This is a genomic window from Kitasatospora sp. NPDC094019 (genome assembly GCF_044764505.1).
In the GTDB taxonomy this organism is placed as follows: domain Bacteria; phylum Actinomycetota; class Actinomycetes; order Streptomycetales; family Streptomycetaceae; genus Kitasatospora.
In genome coordinates this window covers 1-16,340 of the sequence record NZ_JBIWIF010000041.1, presented here as the reverse complement: position 1 = coordinate 16,340, position 16,340 = coordinate 1, and the positions used below count along the sequence as shown (strand labels likewise).

Annotated in this window: 16 protein-coding genes; 8 read left to right on the top strand and 8 right to left on the bottom strand. The window is 69.8% G+C overall.

Translation table 11 applies throughout. The features are described from left to right. Window positions 1–1,344 (top strand): FUSC family protein (locus tag ACIQ9P_RS39155; protein ID WP_402367275.1); only part of this gene is annotated, 1,344 nt, incomplete at its 5' end. 492 nt (window positions 1,345–1,836) lie between these two features. Here the strand turns inward: ACIQ9P_RS39155 and ACIQ9P_RS39150 are convergent. Further along, a complete protein-coding gene (locus tag ACIQ9P_RS39150; RefSeq protein ID WP_402367272.1) occupies window positions 1,837–2,676 on the bottom strand; it encodes an IS5 family transposase in 840 nt (279 codons plus the stop codon). Between the two features lie 372 nt (window positions 2,677–3,048). After that, complete coding sequence (locus tag ACIQ9P_RS39145; protein WP_402367269.1) at window positions 3,049–3,678, bottom strand: winged helix-turn-helix transcriptional regulator; 630 nt, start codon at window positions 3,676–3,678, stop codon at window positions 3,049–3,051. 81 nt (window positions 3,679–3,759) lie between these two features. Between ACIQ9P_RS39145 and ACIQ9P_RS39140 the strand changes: the two genes are divergently transcribed. The 3 genes from ACIQ9P_RS39140 to ACIQ9P_RS39130 are packed head-to-tail and all read left to right on the top strand — an operon-like array spanning window position 3,760 to window position 6,398. Beyond that, window positions 3,760–4,512, top strand: a complete 753-nt coding sequence (locus ACIQ9P_RS39140) for an MBL fold metallo-hydrolase (protein WP_402367267.1) — start codon at window positions 3,760–3,762, stop codon at window positions 4,510–4,512. A gap of 23 nt (window positions 4,513–4,535) precedes the next feature. After that, window positions 4,536–5,180 carry an NAD(P)-dependent oxidoreductase gene (locus ACIQ9P_RS39135; RefSeq protein ID WP_402367265.1) on the top strand — a complete coding sequence of 215 codons (645 nt, stop codon included), beginning with the start codon at window positions 4,536–4,538 and terminating at the stop codon, window positions 5,178–5,180. Between the two features lie 3 nt (window positions 5,181–5,183). After that, window positions 5,184–6,398, top strand: coding sequence for a multidrug effflux MFS transporter (locus ACIQ9P_RS39130; protein WP_402367263.1), 1,215 nt, complete (start codon window positions 5,184–5,186; stop codon window positions 6,396–6,398). A 958-nt stretch (window positions 6,399–7,356) separates the two neighbouring features. On the opposite strand, the gene ACIQ9P_RS39125 is transcribed toward ACIQ9P_RS39130, so the two are convergent. After that, on the bottom strand, window positions 7,357–7,725 hold the full coding sequence (locus tag ACIQ9P_RS39125) for a hypothetical protein (RefSeq protein WP_402367262.1): 369 nt from the start codon (window positions 7,723–7,725) through the stop codon (window positions 7,357–7,359). 494 nt (window positions 7,726–8,219) lie between these two features. Between ACIQ9P_RS39125 and ACIQ9P_RS39120 the strand changes: the two genes are divergently transcribed. Then, window positions 8,220–8,906 carry a peptidase inhibitor family I36 protein gene (locus ACIQ9P_RS39120; RefSeq protein WP_402367260.1) on the top strand — a complete coding sequence of 229 codons (687 nt, stop codon included), beginning with the start codon at window positions 8,220–8,222 and terminating at the stop codon, window positions 8,904–8,906. A 56-nt stretch (window positions 8,907–8,962) separates the two neighbouring features. Here ACIQ9P_RS39120 and ACIQ9P_RS39115 read toward each other — a convergent pair whose 3' ends face one another. The 4 genes from ACIQ9P_RS39115 to ACIQ9P_RS39100 form a co-directional block, all read right to left on the bottom strand. Beyond that, window positions 8,963–9,934: a hypothetical protein gene (locus ACIQ9P_RS39115; protein WP_402367257.1), complete on the bottom strand. Its 972-nt coding sequence runs from the start codon at window positions 9,932–9,934 to the stop codon at window positions 8,963–8,965. After that, window positions 9,931–10,503, bottom strand: coding sequence for an RNA polymerase sigma factor (locus ACIQ9P_RS39110; RefSeq protein ID WP_402367254.1), 573 nt, complete (start codon window positions 10,501–10,503; stop codon window positions 9,931–9,933). The genes ACIQ9P_RS39115 and ACIQ9P_RS39110 overlap by 4 nt, the downstream gene beginning before the upstream one ends. A gap of 424 nt (window positions 10,504–10,927) precedes the next feature. Beyond that, complete coding sequence (locus ACIQ9P_RS39105; protein WP_402367251.1) at window positions 10,928–12,100, bottom strand: 4-hydroxybenzoate 3-monooxygenase; 1,173 nt, start codon at window positions 12,098–12,100, stop codon at window positions 10,928–10,930. 229 nt (window positions 12,101–12,329) lie between these two features. Next, the gene (locus ACIQ9P_RS39100; protein WP_402367248.1) at window positions 12,330–13,115 is read right to left on the bottom strand and encodes a helix-turn-helix domain-containing protein; all 786 of its coding nucleotides are present in this window, start codon (window positions 13,113–13,115) and stop codon (window positions 12,330–12,332) included. On the opposite strand from ACIQ9P_RS39100, the gene ACIQ9P_RS39095 reads away from it, so the two are divergent. From ACIQ9P_RS39095 to ACIQ9P_RS39085, 3 genes are all read left to right on the top strand, one after another. Next, window positions 13,091–13,669, top strand: coding sequence for a siderophore-interacting protein (locus ACIQ9P_RS39095; RefSeq protein WP_402367246.1), 579 nt, complete (start codon window positions 13,091–13,093; stop codon window positions 13,667–13,669). The two genes, ACIQ9P_RS39100 and ACIQ9P_RS39095, sit on opposite strands and share 25 nt — an antisense overlap. Before the next feature lie 392 nt (window positions 13,670–14,061). Beyond that, window positions 14,062–14,472 carry a helicase associated domain-containing protein gene (locus tag ACIQ9P_RS39090; protein ID WP_402367243.1) on the top strand — a complete coding sequence of 137 codons (411 nt, stop codon included), beginning with the start codon at window positions 14,062–14,064 and terminating at the stop codon, window positions 14,470–14,472. A 62-nt stretch (window positions 14,473–14,534) separates the two neighbouring features. Further along, complete coding sequence (locus ACIQ9P_RS39085) at window positions 14,535–14,705, top strand: hypothetical protein (protein ID WP_402367240.1); 171 nt, start codon at window positions 14,535–14,537, stop codon at window positions 14,703–14,705. A 156-nt stretch (window positions 14,706–14,861) separates the two neighbouring features. Here ACIQ9P_RS39085 and ACIQ9P_RS39080 read toward each other — a convergent pair. Next, the coding region (locus ACIQ9P_RS39080) for a tetratricopeptide repeat protein (RefSeq protein ID WP_402367238.1) at window positions 14,862–16,340 on the bottom strand (1,479 nt) is incomplete at its 5' end.

Genomic DNA, 16,340 nt, shown 5'->3' with positions numbered 1-16,340 from the left:
CGTCACGTCAAAACGCGCCACGATCCCGAGTTCTACCAGACACACCAGCCCACAACCGAGCCACCACAAGATCCGAACCCTGAACAGCCCCTAGGCCGGCCGTTCATCGGTCACCGCGCGGAGCGCGCGCTGCTGGTGCAGTGCTTGGCTTCGTGTATCGAGGTGATGGAGCCGAGCTCAGCAGGTGAGGCCGGAGTGGCCAAGCGGCACAATCTGCAGAACATCCTCGAGCGGATCCGCCACACCGGCGTGGTCAGCGGCAGCAGCATGCTGGCACGCCACCTTCCAGGCATGATCGCTCTGTCAGAATTGGCTTTGACCGCCGGAGTACAGAGCTGGGAAGTGTCTTCGAGGGTCCTGCAACGATTGAGCGAGGAAGGAAGCAAGCTGGCCGCGCTCGGGCCTGACAGGACAGATTCTTCAGTCAGCCGGCCGTGGCCCAAGGCAGTACGGCCACTCGACGCACGGGTAACCCGGGCGGCCCGCTCGGCGGTGGAACCATCTTTCGGGCGCGCCAAAGGCTCAGCAAGCCCAACACAGCAGTTGGCACGCTATCGGTGGTCGGTTGTCCAAGTCACCCTGACCGACACTCAGTCTTGGCGGTGCGGCCTGGGAGTCGGCTTAGCGCTAATGCTGGCAGGTACAATTGCTCAGAACCTACAGCTGCCGCATCCGTACTGGGCGGCGCTGACTGTCACCTTCGTCTGCCGTCCGGACCTGGGGCCGGTGACCGGTCGGGCAGTTGAAAGACTCAGCGGCACAGCGGTGGGGCTCTTGTTCAGCTGGTTGGTCTTTTCCTGTACTGGATCCCCATGGGTCCTGGTGACCGCACTGGCCCTCGCCACAGGCTTGATTCCGGCGCTTGCCGCGACCGGCTACCTGTACCAAACAGCAGCCCTGGTCACGGTAGTAATGATGGCGACCCAGATCGCGGGCGAGCCCGGCTTGGACCTGCTGGTACCTAATCTCTGCAACTGCGCACTGGGCTGCCTCACGTCCGTTGCCAGCTGTGCGCTGCTCTGCCGACGGGTGCGGGACCGCACCCTAGCCCGCCATTTGAGACGGGCGGACGCACGCAGCGTGCCAGCGCCCGTCCTGCCCTCATGCGAATTCCGAGGAGCCGATGCGATGGACTTCTCCTGGGCACCGGCCAAGCACCTAAAGATCGCTCGCGCGAGGGCCGAGCTGGACCGGGCGCGACGCGAGCCACCACGGCGTCACACTAGAATCACGAACTGGGAGGCGCTCATCGAGGACGAGGAACTGCATCTGGATGCGGAACTGGCTGCTCACACTGCGAAGCATGTGGGCGCTATGAACCGTCGACGTTCAGTGGAGACTTGATTTTGACTAAAAGAGCGTTTTGTCCCGTCGGGGGTGTTTGGTAAGTCGCGCAGTGTCAGCAGGTTGGGGCCACACACGGAGGCGTGTGAGGATCCTTCCGTGGAGTGCGATGTGTGTGGACGGGCGATGTGGCGATGGCCGGTGCTGCCGGCTGAGGGGGACGAGGAGTCTTGGTCCTGTCCCTGGTGCCATGCCACCACGCATGTCGGTGGCGAGTGGTTCGAGGTCTCACGGCCGCCGTACTTGCCCTTGGAGATGCGTTGGGAGAGGGCCGTCGCGGACGGTCTTTCCGCCGACGTCGCCCACGCCTTCGGCGTTTTCGACAGGACACTGTGCGGAATCCAGGTAGCAGGCATGTTGCCTTCGGATCACTGGTGGCTGCCGGAGCGGGAGAACGCCTGTGGCGTCTGCCGCGAGGTGGCGGGTGTCATCGATGACCGCTGGCCGCAGGAAATGAGGGGCGAGGACGCGCGGGTCAGTGTGGCCCGGCGGCTATAAGTTCTTCCAGTTCGGAGTCGACTCTCGTGTGAGCCTGCGGCTCATCAGGTCGATCATCGCGATGCGGATCATTGCTTCGGAGCGGTGCGGGTGGGTTTCGTAGTCACGGGCGAGGCGGCGGTGGTTCATGAACCGGCCGAAGGTCCGCTCGACGACCCAGCGCCGCGGGATGACCTTGAAGCCCTTCTGGCCCGGGTCGCGGTGGGTGACCTCGACGTCGATGCCGAGGCTGGCGCCGTGTTCGATGGCCTTGGTTCGGTAGCCGGTGTCGGCCCATGCCTTGGTGATCCTGGGGTGGGCCTCGGCGATGTGCGAGAGAAGATGGATGCCGCCCGCGTTGTCGGAGACGCTGGCTGCGGTGACCCAGACGGCGAGGAGGAGGCCGACCGTGTCGACGCCGATATGGCGCTTGCGGCCCGCGATCTTCTTGCCCGCATCAATGCCTTGGCCGGCAGCCGGGACGTTGGCGGAGGTCTTGACGCTCTGGGCGTCAAGCACGCACGCGCTCGGTTCGGCTTCCCGGCCGGCGGCCTCCCGAACCAGTCGGCGGAGCAGGCCGTTGAGCTGGTTGAACACGCCGTCTTTTTGCCAGGCCGCAAAGTATCCGTAGACGGTTTCCCACGGCGCGAAGTCGTGGGGAAGGTAGCGCCAGGGGATCCCGGTCCGGTCCACGTACAAGACCGCGTCCATGATCCGACGCAGGTCGCGCTCGGGCGGCCGCCCGATGGTCAGGCCCTTCCCTCGTCGCTCGGCCCGCCAGGCCGACAGAATGGGCTCGAGCAGTTCCCATCGGGCATCGGACAGGTCACTCGGATACGACCGCTGTCGGGACACGTTTCGATAGTTCCGTCGGCAGACACACGATTACAGGGCGCAAACAGGGGCGATTGGGGGCGCCTTGGGATCAGACAGGAGCGAACGGGCGGAAACGTGTCCGGCGATCGCCTCAGCCGTCGCTCGCATCACGGATCGCGACTCTGGCCTCAGCTGTCCCAGCTCACTCGGCCTCCCCTAGAGCCGCCAAACACCCTTGTCGGGACAAAACGCTCTTTCAGAACGCGGGAGTTCTGAGAGATGTTCTGCGAACGGAGACCCGGGCGAGCCGGGCACGATCCGGGGCCTTGCAGAACTCCGACAACTGACCGTTTTCGAGACCGCGCAGACTCGGTAGAGCCTGAGATCGCAGGCCCGCGAGCGGCCGGTCGATCAGCGGGGCAGGATGCGCATCACTGCCTCGCGTTCGCCGCTGAGCCGCATGCCTTGCTGTAGTGCGGCGCTCAGATCGAGGTCGCCGAGCAGAGTCGCAGCCAGCAGGTGCGGCGGCCCGGTCAGTGACGCGGTGGGGTGGTCGACCCGGCCGGCGTGTGTGTGCACCGAGCCGTCCTTGACTTCGATGACCAGGTCCTCGCTGCCGTCGGCGTGCAGTTGCAGGGCGATTGCCGGCTGGTCGGGGCGGTGGTCGGTCAGTGCCCGGGCGGGCATGTCCAGCCAGTGGGTGCGGAAGGTGTCGTTGCCGCCCGGCTCACGCAACAGCGGCACGCCCCACCGGCTCAGCTCCTGCAGCACCGGCTCCAGCGCGCGGCCGCGCTCGGTGAGGGAGAACAGGGTGGTGGCGACCGGCGGCGGCGCGGCCTCGCGGTGGATCAGGCCGGCTTCCTCGAGTTCGCGGAGCCGGTCGACCAGCAGGTTGCTGGCGATCCCGGGCAGCCCGTTGCGCAGATCGGTGTGCCGGCAGGGACCCAGGGCGAGCAGTTCACGCACGATCAGCAGGGTCCATCGGTCGCCGATGGTGTCCAGTGCTTTCGCGATGCCGCAGTACTGCCCGTAGGTGCGCATGCCACCACCCTACATCGTGGTGTTGAGATTCAAAACTCTCTTGTTGACTTTCTCAACAAGGTCGGTCTAGCGTCGCTGCCCATGACCTCCACCCTTTCCGTGCGTCGGCTGGCCTGGGCCGGCATCGAGATCCGTCTCGGCGACATCCGCCTGCTGATCGACCCGCTCGAGAACGTCGCTCCGCTGGCGCCGGTGATGGGGCCGCCGCACCGGCCGGTCGACCCGGTCGACACCCCGCCCGGCACCCACGCCCTCATCACCCACCTGCACCCCGACCACTACGACCACGACCTGATCGCCCGGATCGCGGCCACCGGCACGATCGGCTGCCACACCCCGAGCGCGGCGGCGCTGCACGAGGTGGGCATCACCCCAGTCGCCCAGGACCTGGGCCGGTCACGCCGCATCGGAGAGCTGACCGTCACCCCGGTGACCTCGCTGGACTGGCGCGGCAACGACTGTGACCAGGTCGCCTGGGTCGTCGAAGGCGCCGGTCGGCGGATCATCCACTGCGGCGACACCCAGTGGCACGGCAGCTGGTGGCAGATCGCCCGCGACCACGGCCCGTTCGACGTCGCGTTCGTCCCGGTCAACGGCGTCATCGCCCACTTCGAGGGCTACGCGGCCAACGTCCCGGCGACCATGACCCCCGAACAGGGCGTCGAGGCCGCCGTCGCACTCGGCGCCGGCACCGTCTGCGCCATGCACTACGGCCTCTTCCACAACCCGCCGTTCTACACCGAACAACCCGACATCGAGCAGCGCTTCCAGCACGCCGCCGACGAGCGCGGCATCACCGCGGCCATCATCGCCGACGGCCAGCCCGTCCTCTGACCATCGGAAACAAGGAGCAACACATGAAGATCGTCCTGTTCGGTGCCAGCGGCAACATCGGCCGGCCCGCCACCGAGGAACTACTGCGTCGCGGCCACACCGTCACCGCGGTCACCCGAGCCGGCCACATCGACGCACTCGAGCACAGGGCCCTGACCGTGACCACCGGTGACGTCACGGACGCCGCCGCGGTCGCCGGCCTCGCCGCCTCCCACGACGCCGTACTGTCGGCCGTCGGCCCCCGGATCGGCCAGGAGAACGACCGCGCCACGATCCTCGGTGCCGCCCGCGCGCTGATCGACGGACTCCGCCGGGCCGGCGTCACCCGCCTGGTCACCGTCGGCGGTGCCGGTAGCCTACGCACGCCGACCGGCGCCCGGGTCATGGACGACCCGGACTTCCCCGCGCTGTGGAAGGCCAACGCCGAGGCCCAGTCCGAAGCGCTCGACCTCTACCGCGGCGTGCACGACCTCGACTGGACGTACGTGTCGCCCGCCGCAGTCATCGGAGCGGGCGAGCGGACCGGAGCCTACCGCAGCGCCGGGGACACCCTGCTCACCGACGACGACGGCAACAGCCGCATCACGTACGCCGACTACGCGATCGCCTTGGCCGACACGATCGAGAGCGGCACCGCGATCCGCCGCCGTATCACCGTGGCGTACTGAGCCATGAGCGACGACGCCGCCGGTCGGCAAACCCGATTCATCGTCCTGCTCGCAGCGCTCGTGGCCCTGGGACCACTGTCCATCGACGGCTACCTGCCCGGACTGCCGGACCTCGCCGGCGACCTGCGCGCCAGCGCCGCGGCCACCCAGCTCACCATCACCGCCTGCCTGGCCGGGCTGGCCATCGGGCAGCTGATCGCCGGGCCGCTGAGCGACACCTACGGCCGGCGGCGTCCGTTGCTGGCGGGCCTCGCCCTCTACACGATCGCCAGCGCGCTCTGCGCGCTGGCGCCCGACGTCCGGACCTTCGTCGGCCTACGCCTGGTCCAGGGCATCGGCGGGGCGTTCGGCATCGTCATCGCCAACGCCATGGTCCGCGACCGCACCTCCGGAACCCGCACCGCACGTCTCTTCTCCGCACTGACCTTGATCACCGGCCTGGCGCCGGTGTTCGCGCCGGTCCTCGGCGGCCAGCTACTGCGCGTCACGGCCTGGCCCGGAATCTTCGTGGCCCTGGCCGTACTCGGCGCCGTGATGCTGGCGGCCTCCGCCGCAGGACTGCCGGAGACCCGGTCCTCCGCGCCACGCCAGCCGCTGCCGGCTGTCGTCGGACAACTGCTCGGCGACCGGGTCTTCACCGGATACGTCCTGGCCAACGGCCTGGTCTTCGCGGCGATGTTCGCCTACATCTCCGGCTCGCCGTTCGTCCTGCAGGAAATCCACGGCCTGTCACCGCAGCAGTACAGCGCCGTGTTCGCCGTCAACGCCACCGGACTCATCGCGGCCGCCCAGACCAGCGGACGGCTGGTGGCCCGGGCCGGCGCCCGCGTGCTGCTGCTCGCCGGTCTGCTGGGCGCGACAGCCGGTGGCACCACGGTCCTGGGCGCCGTGCTCACACGCGCACCCCTGCCCCCGCTCCTGATCGGCCTGTTCGTCCTGGTCTCCAGCGTGGGCCTCGTCATGCCGAACGCCGCGGCCCAGGCCCTGGCCGACCACGGCGGACACGCCGGGTCGGCCGCCGCCCTGCTCGGCTTCAGCCAGTTCATGATCGGCGCGGCACTTGCTCCGCTGGCCGGCGCGCGTGGCGCCACCGACGCCCTGCCGATGGGAATCATCGTCGCCGTGCTGCCGGCGCTCGCTCTGCTCACACTCGGCGTCCTCACCCGGTCGGTGCCCGATGAGCGCACCCGCAGGCCCGCTCGCCATCCTTCCCGCTGACGCCCCCCACCCACAGGGTGACCCCTCGTCCGCTCGGTGCGGCAAGTGGAGTCCTTCCCTTCCCCACGAACGCGCGGCGGGCAGAGCGCTGACGAACCCGGTCGTTCGCGGGTGCCTGCTCCGGTCGAACCTGGCCGCCGATCATTCGCGGATGAGATCCGAAGCCCGTGCGCTTGTCACCGATGGCGCCCTCCCGGATCGGGACGCCGACGAGAAGGAGATCGAGCGGCGGGCGAAGCAGCCCGAGGCGATCACTCCCCCTGCCACCGTGAGGAAAACCCACACGCCGGCCGACTGCTTCGGCCCGGCCGACCGCGACGGCGTCGCACGGTCACTCGTACACCTGATCCAGACCACGCCGGACCCGCCACCCTCCATCGACCACCCGACGACCGACACCCACGAACAGCAGCAGAACCCCCAAGAGCGGCGAGGAACCCGAGCACCCCACGACGAACACCGACAGAACCCACAACCAAACCCCACATCCCCCCATCGACCACGTGACCCCGAACAACAACAGAGAAACCGAGCCAGGACGCCCAGATCCCCGCACCCACGAGTCAACCGGAGACCACAAAACCGGCGCAGTCAGTGACCAAGTCCTGCCCACGCAGACGCGCCCAGCAACCGCCCCGCACCGTCCACGGACAACACCCCAGCACCACCACCGCCCGCCACGATCAACACTGCACCTCGACACCTCAGCAGACCAACCCGAACCGCCACACCCGAGTGGACCAGTCACGAAAAAGCAAAACCATGACAACAACGCACGCCACCAAGAGCCCTCCCCACGAACACGGAAGTCAACCAGTCGACGGCCACGTCACCACCGACGCCACCAAGTCCTCCCCGTGAACGCGGAGGTGATGGCGGGGTCGGAAATTTCTGACCCCGCCCCCGGCGTCGTGCCCCGGGACGGCCTCCGAACGCCCGGTAGTCGCGCAGGCGGGGGTCAACCGGAACCGGCCACCGCGGCGGTGGCTTGCGCCATGTCCTCCCCGCGAGCGAGGTCGGCGCCGGTGGCGGTGGCGGTGGCGGCCGCCGGTGCAACGGGTGCTACGGGGGGCGGTGCAGGGGCAGGGCCGGCTGCTGCACCGCTCGGTGCGGCGGTCGGGTCGGGTGCAGAGGCGCCTGGTGCTTGTGCTGCTCCGTCGCGGGCCTTGGCCTTGGCCCGGTCGGCCTGCTCGCCGAATTCCCCCTCCCCGGCGTCCGCCGGGTCCGCCCAGCCGAGCACCGCGCCGACACCGCCCGCACCACCGCCGGGATCGAGCCGACCACGGCGGACGCGCTGTGCAACGCCGCCGCCGATCGCCTCCCCCACGCTCCTCGCGGCCGACCTGACCCCCGCCGGGATGCCGCAGTCGGCGCGGAGCGGAAGGAAATGGGTTCTGCCCCTGCCCGACATTGCCGGGGGGTCAGTCGTCCAACACCGGTTCCGCGATGGTGCAGGAAATCCGTGGCCCCGTTCAAGCCATGCTGACTCCCCCGCCAGAAGGAGGGTCTTTGCTCTTCGGGTGCGGCCGAGTGGAGGTTGAACGCCGGCCGACCGGCTGGACTCTCTGCCGAATTCATCCATCATTGCCCTGTTTGGGACCAGTCTCCCAAACAGGGCAAATTTGATCATATCAACCTCCGGTCCGGGCGATTTTACGGACATGTCGCACATGCTGCGAACGTGCGACCCCGGGTTTCACACCTGGCTTTCTTACTCCCACGCGCCCCGGTTCCCGCTCAAGAATTCGGATACCGTCCGAATCGGCGTGCACGGAACACCTGTCACGCCTTTCGATTTCACGAAATATCATTGGGGGATCTTTGAGGAAGGCATCGAGCGTTCTGGTTGCGCTCTGCGTGGCCGTCGGCGGAGTCCTGGCGGCCGGTCCGGCAGCGGATGCGGCGCCGACCGCCTCGGCGGTGGCGCGGTCCTGGGCGGCGGCCGACGGCAGGGCCGAGGTCCGGGGGCTGTCGGCGCAGGCCGGCACCGAGCTCCAGGAGCAGATCGACCGGCAGCTCGCCACGACCCGTGGCGGTGTGCAGATCAGCGCCAACGAGGTCTCGTACAACGGCGACCCGATCGTCGTGTTCCCTCTGCCGGGCCACACCACCGCTCCGGCCGCCAGCAAGGCCGCGCTCAAGCAGCAGGGCGTCACGGCCGCCCAGATCCAGGCCCTGTCCGAGAGCCCGGCCGCGGCCACGGGCGGGCCCGACTGGCACGGCTGTCCCGCCGGCAAGGCGGACAACCGCTGGTACTGCTTCTACGAAGACAAGGACTGGCGCGGGCGGCGCCTGCAGTGGAACAACGAGCACTGCAGCACGCCGGTCCACTTCTCCGGCTACGGATTCGAGGGCCAGACCTCGAGCTGGGTCAACACCGGCGCTCTCCAGGTCAACGTGTACACCAGCGGCGGGACCGGACTCTGGCGCGAGCTCCCGGGCACGATGGTCTCCTACGTCGGCGATGCCATGGACAACAAGGCCGGGTACTTCTACGCCTGCAAGTAGGACACTCGCCGGGTGGCGGGCGACGACCTCGCCCGCCACCCGGCACGTCCGGACGTTCAGCGGGCGCGGTCGAGGTAGACGGTGTAGCTGATCACCGAGGGGACCGGCACGTTGAGCATGCCTGCCGTCTCGGTGAGCATCTCCTCCATCGCCAGCAGGCTCCCGGAGGCGGGGTCGACGACGAAGGTGTACCGCGTCGGCAGACCGCTGTCGGAGGACAGCGCGGAGTAGGCGACACCCGGGCGCCCCGCGCGGTCCGTCACGTCCCCGGTGATCTCCAGGCCGGGAAGCCCGGCGATCCACTCCAGCACCGCCGCACGCGACGCGGGGCCCAGCACCCTCTGGGTCAGCAGATCGCGGAGTACCTGCGAGGCCCCGTTCGGATTGTCGACGCCGGGTGTGCTGCCTCGCAGCCAGTCCTTCAACGCCGTGCCCGTCGCCGGCACCTCGCCCTGCGGCAGCGTCGGGGTGGCCGGCATGCGCTCCACCCGCTCCTTGCCGTCCTCGAGGGACCTGCTGGTCAGGACAGGGCCCTGGGGCCCGGGCGTCACCTCGTTCTCGACCGGCACGACCTTCGAGGTGACCTTCCCGTGGTCGTCCCGGGTGTTCAGCGACCACTGCCGCCACCGCAGCGCTCCCTCCCCCGCGGCGCCCGCCGCCGGTACGTCCGGAAGGCCGCGCACCCGCTGCGCGAGCGACAGGAGCTCCGTGCCCGCCTTCACACCGGCCTGTTGGGCCGTGAGGTGGTAGGCCAGCGGCGGGGGCGTGGCCGCGAACGACGTCCCGCCCGAGCCGGGCAACGCGAGGACCGCCACCGCCGTCACGGCCGCGGCCGCCGCGCACGCCAGACCGTAGACCAGGCGCCGGCGCCCGCCCGCCCTCACCGGGGCCGGGCTCGCAGCCGGGCCCGGCGGGCCCGCCGGGTCGGCCAGGATCCGGCCCAGCAGCGCCCGGTCGGCCTCCGGAACGCTCGCCCCCGCGGCCGGGTCGGCCCGCGCCATCAGTTCGTCGATACGCGTGTTCCTCATCGTGCGGCCCCCAAGCTCTGCTCGTTCCTGCGTGACGACCCGGCGCCGCCCGTGCGTTCCGACTCCTGCAGAGCCTTCCTCAACCTGCCCCTGGCCCGCATCAGCCGGACCGAACAGGCGGCGGACGAGCAGCCGAGCACCCGTGCGGCATCCCGGACGGCGAGCCCCTCCCAGCCGATCAGAGCCAGCAGCTCACGGTCGTCGACGGACAGAGCGGCCCATGCCCGACGGACCGTGTCCCGGACCGTGAACTCCTCCCCCACGTCCCGCACCGCGCCCGGAGCCACCGCGCCCACCGCCGCCGCCAGCGCCGCGTCCCGGTCGGCGCCCCGGTACTGGTTGGCGACCGTGTTGCGCGCGACCCCGTACAACCACGGCAGCACGGCACCACGGGGAACCTCCCCGAACCGCCGCCACGCCGTCGTGAACACCTCCGCCGTCACGTCCTGCACATCGGCCGGCGGCACACGCCTCAGCACATACCGGTACACCACCGGATAGTGCTCCACGTACACCGACTCGAACTCATCCTGAACCCCCAAAAAACCACTCCCCAAGTCCGTCGTCACCCGGTAAGTGTCGACAGAACCCCCGATCTAACAGCCCACCCCAAAAAACCTGCCGCCGGCCTGGGCCGCCGTTGTCGTACCGATCTTGGTGGACGTGGGTTCGACTCATGCGACCACTGCCGATACGTGGCACATCGCCTGGCGCTGCGAGCTGCCGTGTTGCCAGTTGTACGCGGCGTCGAACCCGGGGTCTGCCGAGTTCGGTTGACGCTTCTGGCCAGGCGTGGGGTCGAGGGCCACGAGATCCGAGACGAGGACATCGCCCGACTGTCCCCGCTCAAGCACCGCAACCAGATAAGAACCTGCTCCGCCGCTACTGCTTCACCGCCTCCACCCCGGCGCCCTGCGCCCGCTGCGCGACCCGGAGGCGCCGGAGCTGGACGAGGACGACGACGCGGCACAATTCCGGAGGAAGAGGTGGGGCCTAGTTGGTTCCGGCTGTGAGTTCACTGAACAGCTTGTTCGCCGACTCCGAGGCGAACTGGCGCTGGAGTTCGGCGCGGGCGATCTGCTTCTTGAACTCGCCCTCGTAGCCGGCGAATCCGGCGTTGTGCATGATATCGGTGATCCACGTGGCGAACGCCTGATAGTTCCAGATGTGCGGCAGACAGGTCTGCGAGTAGTTGTCGAGGAGGCTGGAGTCGCCCTCGGTGGCATGGCGGATCACCGCACGGGCGAAGACCTCGGTGTCGTGCAGAGCGAGGTGGATGCCCTTGGCGCTCATCGGTGGCACGATGTGCGCGGCGTCGCCCAGGAGGTACAGGCTGCCGTAGCTCATCGGGTCGAACACCACGCTGCGCAGCGGAACGATCTGCTTGGACAGGATCTGCCCGCGCGAGGGCGGCGTGCCGAAACGGGCCTCCAGTTCGCTCCAGATGCGCTCGTCCGGCCACCGTTCGGGGGTGTCGTCGACCGCGCACTGGAGGTAGATGCGGCTGGCTCCGGGGCCGCGGGGGATCATCCCGGCCAGGCCCAGTTCGTGGATCGCCATGCCCGAGGGCTTGGTCTCGGTGGCGGCCAGGACGCTGAGCCAGGAGTAGCCGCACTCGTGGGAGTACTCGGTCAGCGCGGCGGCGGGGATGGACCGGCGGGAGACGCCGTGGAAGCCGTCGCAGCCGGCTACGAAGTCGCACTCGATGGCCCGCGGCGCGCCTTTGGCGTCTCGGTAGCGCACCACCGGGCGGCCCTCGGCGAGGTTCTCCGGAGCGACGTCCGCGGCCTCGTAGCGCAGGTCACCGCCTTCGCGGAGAAAGACGTCGGTGAGGTTGCGCACCAGGACCTGCTGCGGGCAGTACAGGTTCTCGTTGTCGTCCTCGTCCACGTCGATGGGCATCGCGTGGCCGTCGATGTAGAAGCCGTCCTCGCTGTGCGGGATCGGGTCGCCCGCCAGGACTTCCTCCAGGCCCCAGTCACGGAACAGGCGCACCCCGAAGGTGTCGATCGTTCCGGCGCGCTGGCGCTTGTCGACGTAGGCGCGAGGGTGCTTCTCCAGCACGACGCAGGCGACGCCGGTGCGCAGCAGGAGGTTGCCGAGGGTCAGACCGGCGACGCCGGCCCCGATGATGACGACGGCCGTGTCGTCGCGTGTCTCAGTCATGCGTTCAGGCCCTTCATGATCTGTACGGTGGTCGGTACGCGCCGAACGCGTACATCGCGGCGCCGGCCATGGGGTCGGGGGCCGACGCTCGCTCGCTGTCCACTGTGAAAGACCCGGCGGACTCCAGACCACCGGTAAGTCGACACCCGATACCGGAAACCCGCCAAGCCGATTCGGGCCACGCCCACTGCGCGCTCGACCCGCACAAATCGGGCAGACGGCCTGGCGGCTAGCGTCCGTGAATGCGGAGACCAGCCTGGTAGCGGCCGGGTGTCTGGCCGACGACCTCGGTGAAGGCGTCGATAAAGGTGGACGGATTGGACCAGCCGCACGCGACTGCGGTCTGCGTCACCGTCATCCCGTCGGTCAGGTGCGCCAGAGCGTGGTGGATGCGCAGGGTGGTCCGCCAGCGGTGGAAGCTCATGCTCAGCTCGGTGTGGAACAGGCGGCTGAGCGTGCGTTCGCTGGCTCCCACCGCCCGGCCCAGTTCGGCCAGGGTGGAAGACCGGGCGGGGTCCGCGCGCAGCAGGTCGGTGGCGGCGCGCAGTCGGTCGTCGCTCGCTTGGGGAAGGTGCAGGGAGGTCTCGGCGGCGTCGGACAACTCGTCCACGATCACGGCGAGCAGGCGCCGGTGGGCGCCGGGGCGCCGTTGCGGCTCGTCGGTGAGCGTCAGAAGGGCCTCGCGCAGCAGCGGGCTTACCGCGAAGACGCTGGGGTGATCGATGAGCACGGCGCACAAGTCGAGCGGGACGGACACCAGCCGTACGTCGGTCTGCCCGTAGAAGCGGTGCGCGTGGGCAAAGCGCGGAGGCGTCCAGGTGATCCGGTCGGCCGGGGCGACCCACGTGCCGCGCTCCGTCGCCGTGACCAGGGTGCCGGCGGCGGCGTAGACCAGCTGACCGTGGACGTGGCTGTGCGGATCGAGCTGAAAGCCGTGCGGCAGCCAGGCACCGCCCTGCAGGATCTCCTCGTCTGTCTCGGTGGGTGTCGATGAAGGTTGGCGAGTTTTCAGCATCAGGCGTCAGGTTACCGGTGGTATCACACGAGGCGCCCCGCCGACAGTGGTCGCATGACCACGATGAACCTCAAGTCCCGTCCCCGAGAGAGGTAGCGGTGGCCTCCCGGATCCAGCGCCCAGGCAGGCGACGGATGCTGTCGCTGACCGTGCAGGGAAGCGAGCAACCCAGTCCGCACTTCATGACCGTCACGCTCGGCGGCGAGGACGTCCAGTACCTGGAGCGGGCGGGCTTCGACCAGGCCGGACGTCTGTTCTTCGCTGACCCCGACGACGATGCCGCCGAGGTGTTCCTGCCCAGCAGCGAGCGGTGGATTCTCCAGCTCACGCTCCAGGGCAGCAAGCAGCGCCCGCGGGTGCGGACCTACTCGATCCGGCGCTTCCGACCCAAGGCGTCGGCGTTCGACATCGAGATCTCACTCCACGCTGCCGACAGCCCCGGCGCGGCCGGCTGGGGCACCCGATGGGCGCGGGCCGCCGAGCCAGGCACCACGGTCGCGTTCCTCGACGAGGGACACAGCTACGCGCCCGCCCCCGGGGCCGAAACTCGGTGACCTGCTCCGGTGAGAACCGGCACGGCTCCGGGAGGTACCGGCCGTCCTGGACGATCGGCGGCTCGGGCGGTGCGTCGAGAACGGCAAGGACGGCGGCGGAGACCGACCCATGACGGTGCCCGGTGTCGCGGATCACCTAGCACTAGCGCTCCGGCGGGTCGGCCGGCGGATACGCGATCGGGACGTGGCTCTCGGAGCTGCGGGCCGCGGCGCAACTGCCGGCCGGGGAGCAGGGGGCGCTCGCTGCGGAGCGGCGCCGCGCGCTCGAGGAGATCGACCCGTGGTGGTGCACGGTGTAGCTGGTCACCTGGCAGCGCGCCTACGCGACCGCCCGGATGTGATGGCTGGACACCGACGGCCTGGTCCACTGGCCTGCCCTGCCGCTGGACACGGTGTTCGAGGGCGAGCAGCTCGGCCGCTGGGTGCAGGCGCAGCGGGCCAGCTGGCCCGGCCTGGCGGAGGACCAGCGGGACCTGCTGTCGGCGATCGGCATCGAGGCGGACCAGGAGCTGGTGGCCGCGAAGGCCGCCGCCGAGGCGAAGCCGATTGTGTCCCGCGGTGACCGGTTCGCCCAGGGCATCGTCGCGCTCGCCCAGTTCGCCGCACGGGAGCGGCACGCGCGGGTGCCCCGGCCTCACCGTGAGCCGTTGGAGACCGTGAAGGCCGGCCCCGGCGGCGAAGACTGGGTCGTGGTGCACCAGGTGGCGCTGGGTCCATTCTTGATCAACGCCAAGGCGAGGCGGACGAAGCTGACGCCGGGCCAGCTCGCGCAGCTCGCCGAACACGGCGTCGAGTGGGCGTGAGCGGGGCCTTCGAGCCGCTCGGGCGGTCCTGCGGGGGCGTGGGCTGCCACCGTCGGCACCGGTTGCGGGATGACCTGAAGGCCGCGTTGGAGTGGTTGGTCCGGCGGGAGCCGTGCGTCGACCGGGGCCGGCCGGGCTCCGGCGAGCGGGCGCTGCCCGGGGTTCGTGACGCGGACGAGCGGGCGGCCCACCCGTCCGACGAGGACTACCTCGGCATGCGGATCGACTGGTAGAGCAACACCGAACGGCCCGGCGCTTGGGGGCGACCCGTTCCGGCGTTCCCGGCGGCCGAAATCCGAGCAGGCCAGGCGGGCCGGGAAAGACGGTCGCGAACCGGTGGCGGTGGCCCCCTCGTGCGTGCCGGGGCGGGTGCCACCGTCGCTGTGATGTCAGGGGCTGCGCCAGCTCCGGAGCCGGTCGGCAGCCGCTCGGGTGTCGGGGTGGTCGTGGCCGAGAATCCGCTCACGGTCGGCGAGCACCCGCTCCAGTAGGTCGATCGCCTCACCCCTACGCCCTTCCTGCCAGCAGGAGAAGGCCAGGTTGCTGCGAGTGGTCAGGGTTTCGGGGTGGTCGTGGCCGAGAATCCGCTCACGGTCGGCCAGCACCCGCTCCAGTAGGTCGATCGCCTCACCCCTACGCCCCGCCCGCCAGCAGGAGACGGCCAGGTTCTGGCGGGCGGTCAGAGTGTGGGGGTGCTCCTCACCGAGCAGCCGCTCGAAGTCGGCGGTCAACCGCTCCTCAAGCACAATCGCCTCACCCGTACGCCCCGCCTGCCCGTAGGAAGCCGCGAGGTTACCCCGGGCGGTCAGGGTGTCGGGATGCTCCTCACCGAGCAGCCGCTCACGGTCGGCCAGCACCCGCTCCTCGAGCACGATCGCCTCACCCGTACGCCCCGCCTGCCGGTAGGAAGCCGCGAGGTTCGCACGGGCGGTCAGGGTGTTGGGATGCTCCTCACCGAGCAGCCGCTCACGGTCGGCCAGCACCCGCTCCTCCAGCACGATCGCCTCACCCGTACGCCCCGCCCGCCAGTAGGAGGAGGCCAGGTTGGCGCGGGAGGTCAGGGTGTCGGGATGCTCCTCACCGAGCAACCGCTCGGCATCGGCCAGCACCCGCTCCTCCAGCACGATCGCCTCACGCGCACGCCCCGCCCGCCCGTAGGAGACGGCGAGGTTCGCACGGGCGGCCAGGGTTCCGGGATGCTCCTCGCCGAGTAGCCGCTCACGGTCGGCGAGCACTCGCTCCTCGATCACGATCGCCTCACCCGTACGCCCCGCCTGCCCATAGGAGGAGGCCAGGTTGGCGTGGGAGGACAGCGTGTCGGGATGCTCCTCACCGAGCAACCGCTCGGCATCGGCCAGCACCCGCTCCCGCAGGTCGATCGCCTCACTCGTACGCCCCGCCTGCTGGTAGGACGCCGCGAGGTTCGCACGCACGGACAGCGTGTCGGGGTGGTCGGTTCCGAGGATCCGTTCGGCGTCGGCCAGCACCCGCTCATCGAGCACGATCGCCTCACCCGTACGCCCCACCCGCCCGTAGCAGAAGGCCAGGTTGCCGCAGGCGGCCAGAGTGTGGGGGTGCTCGTCGCCGAGCACCCGCTCGCTATCCGCTGCGAGCCTCTGCCAGTGAGCAACGGCGGCGTGCAACATGCCTGTGCTGTTCAGGCTGTGGCCTGCGGTGAACAGGACGGGGTGGCCGTGGGGGTGCCAGAGGAGGTCGCCGGAGTGGGTGGTGAGAGTGTCGGTGTTGGCGCGCAGGACGGCGGTCAGGTCGCGGGCGGTGTGCTCGTGTTCGGGCCAGGTCTCGGCGAGGGCGTCGGCGGCGGCGTGGACGGTGGCGGGGGTGTCGGTCGCGGGGGTGGTTTCGCGGGC

Coding starts and splice junctions, on each gene's coding strand:
- ACIQ9P_RS39145 (WP_402367269.1), bottom strand. CDS start 3,678: ATGCGCACCTACGGGCAGTACTGCGGCATCGCGAAAGCACTGGACACC.
- ACIQ9P_RS39140 (WP_402367267.1), top strand. CDS start 3,760: ATGACCTCCACCCTTTCCGTGCGTCGGCTGGCCTGGGCCGGCATCGAG.
- ACIQ9P_RS39135 (WP_402367265.1), top strand. CDS start 4,536: ATGAAGATCGTCCTGTTCGGTGCCAGCGGCAACATCGGCCGGCCCGCC.
- ACIQ9P_RS39130 (WP_402367263.1), top strand. CDS start 5,184: ATGAGCGACGACGCCGCCGGTCGGCAAACCCGATTCATCGTCCTGCTC.
- ACIQ9P_RS39115 (WP_402367257.1), bottom strand. CDS start 9,934: ATGAGGAACACGCGTATCGACGAACTGATGGCGCGGGCCGACCCGGCC.
- ACIQ9P_RS39105 (WP_402367251.1), bottom strand. CDS start 12,100: ATGACTGAGACACGCGACGACACGGCCGTCGTCATCATCGGGGCCGGC.
- ACIQ9P_RS39095 (WP_402367246.1), top strand. CDS start 13,091: ATGAAGGTTGGCGAGTTTTCAGCATCAGGCGTCAGGTTACCGGTGGTA.
- ACIQ9P_RS39100 (WP_402367248.1), bottom strand. CDS start 13,115: ATGCTGAAAACTCGCCAACCTTCATCGACACCCACCGAGACAGACGAG.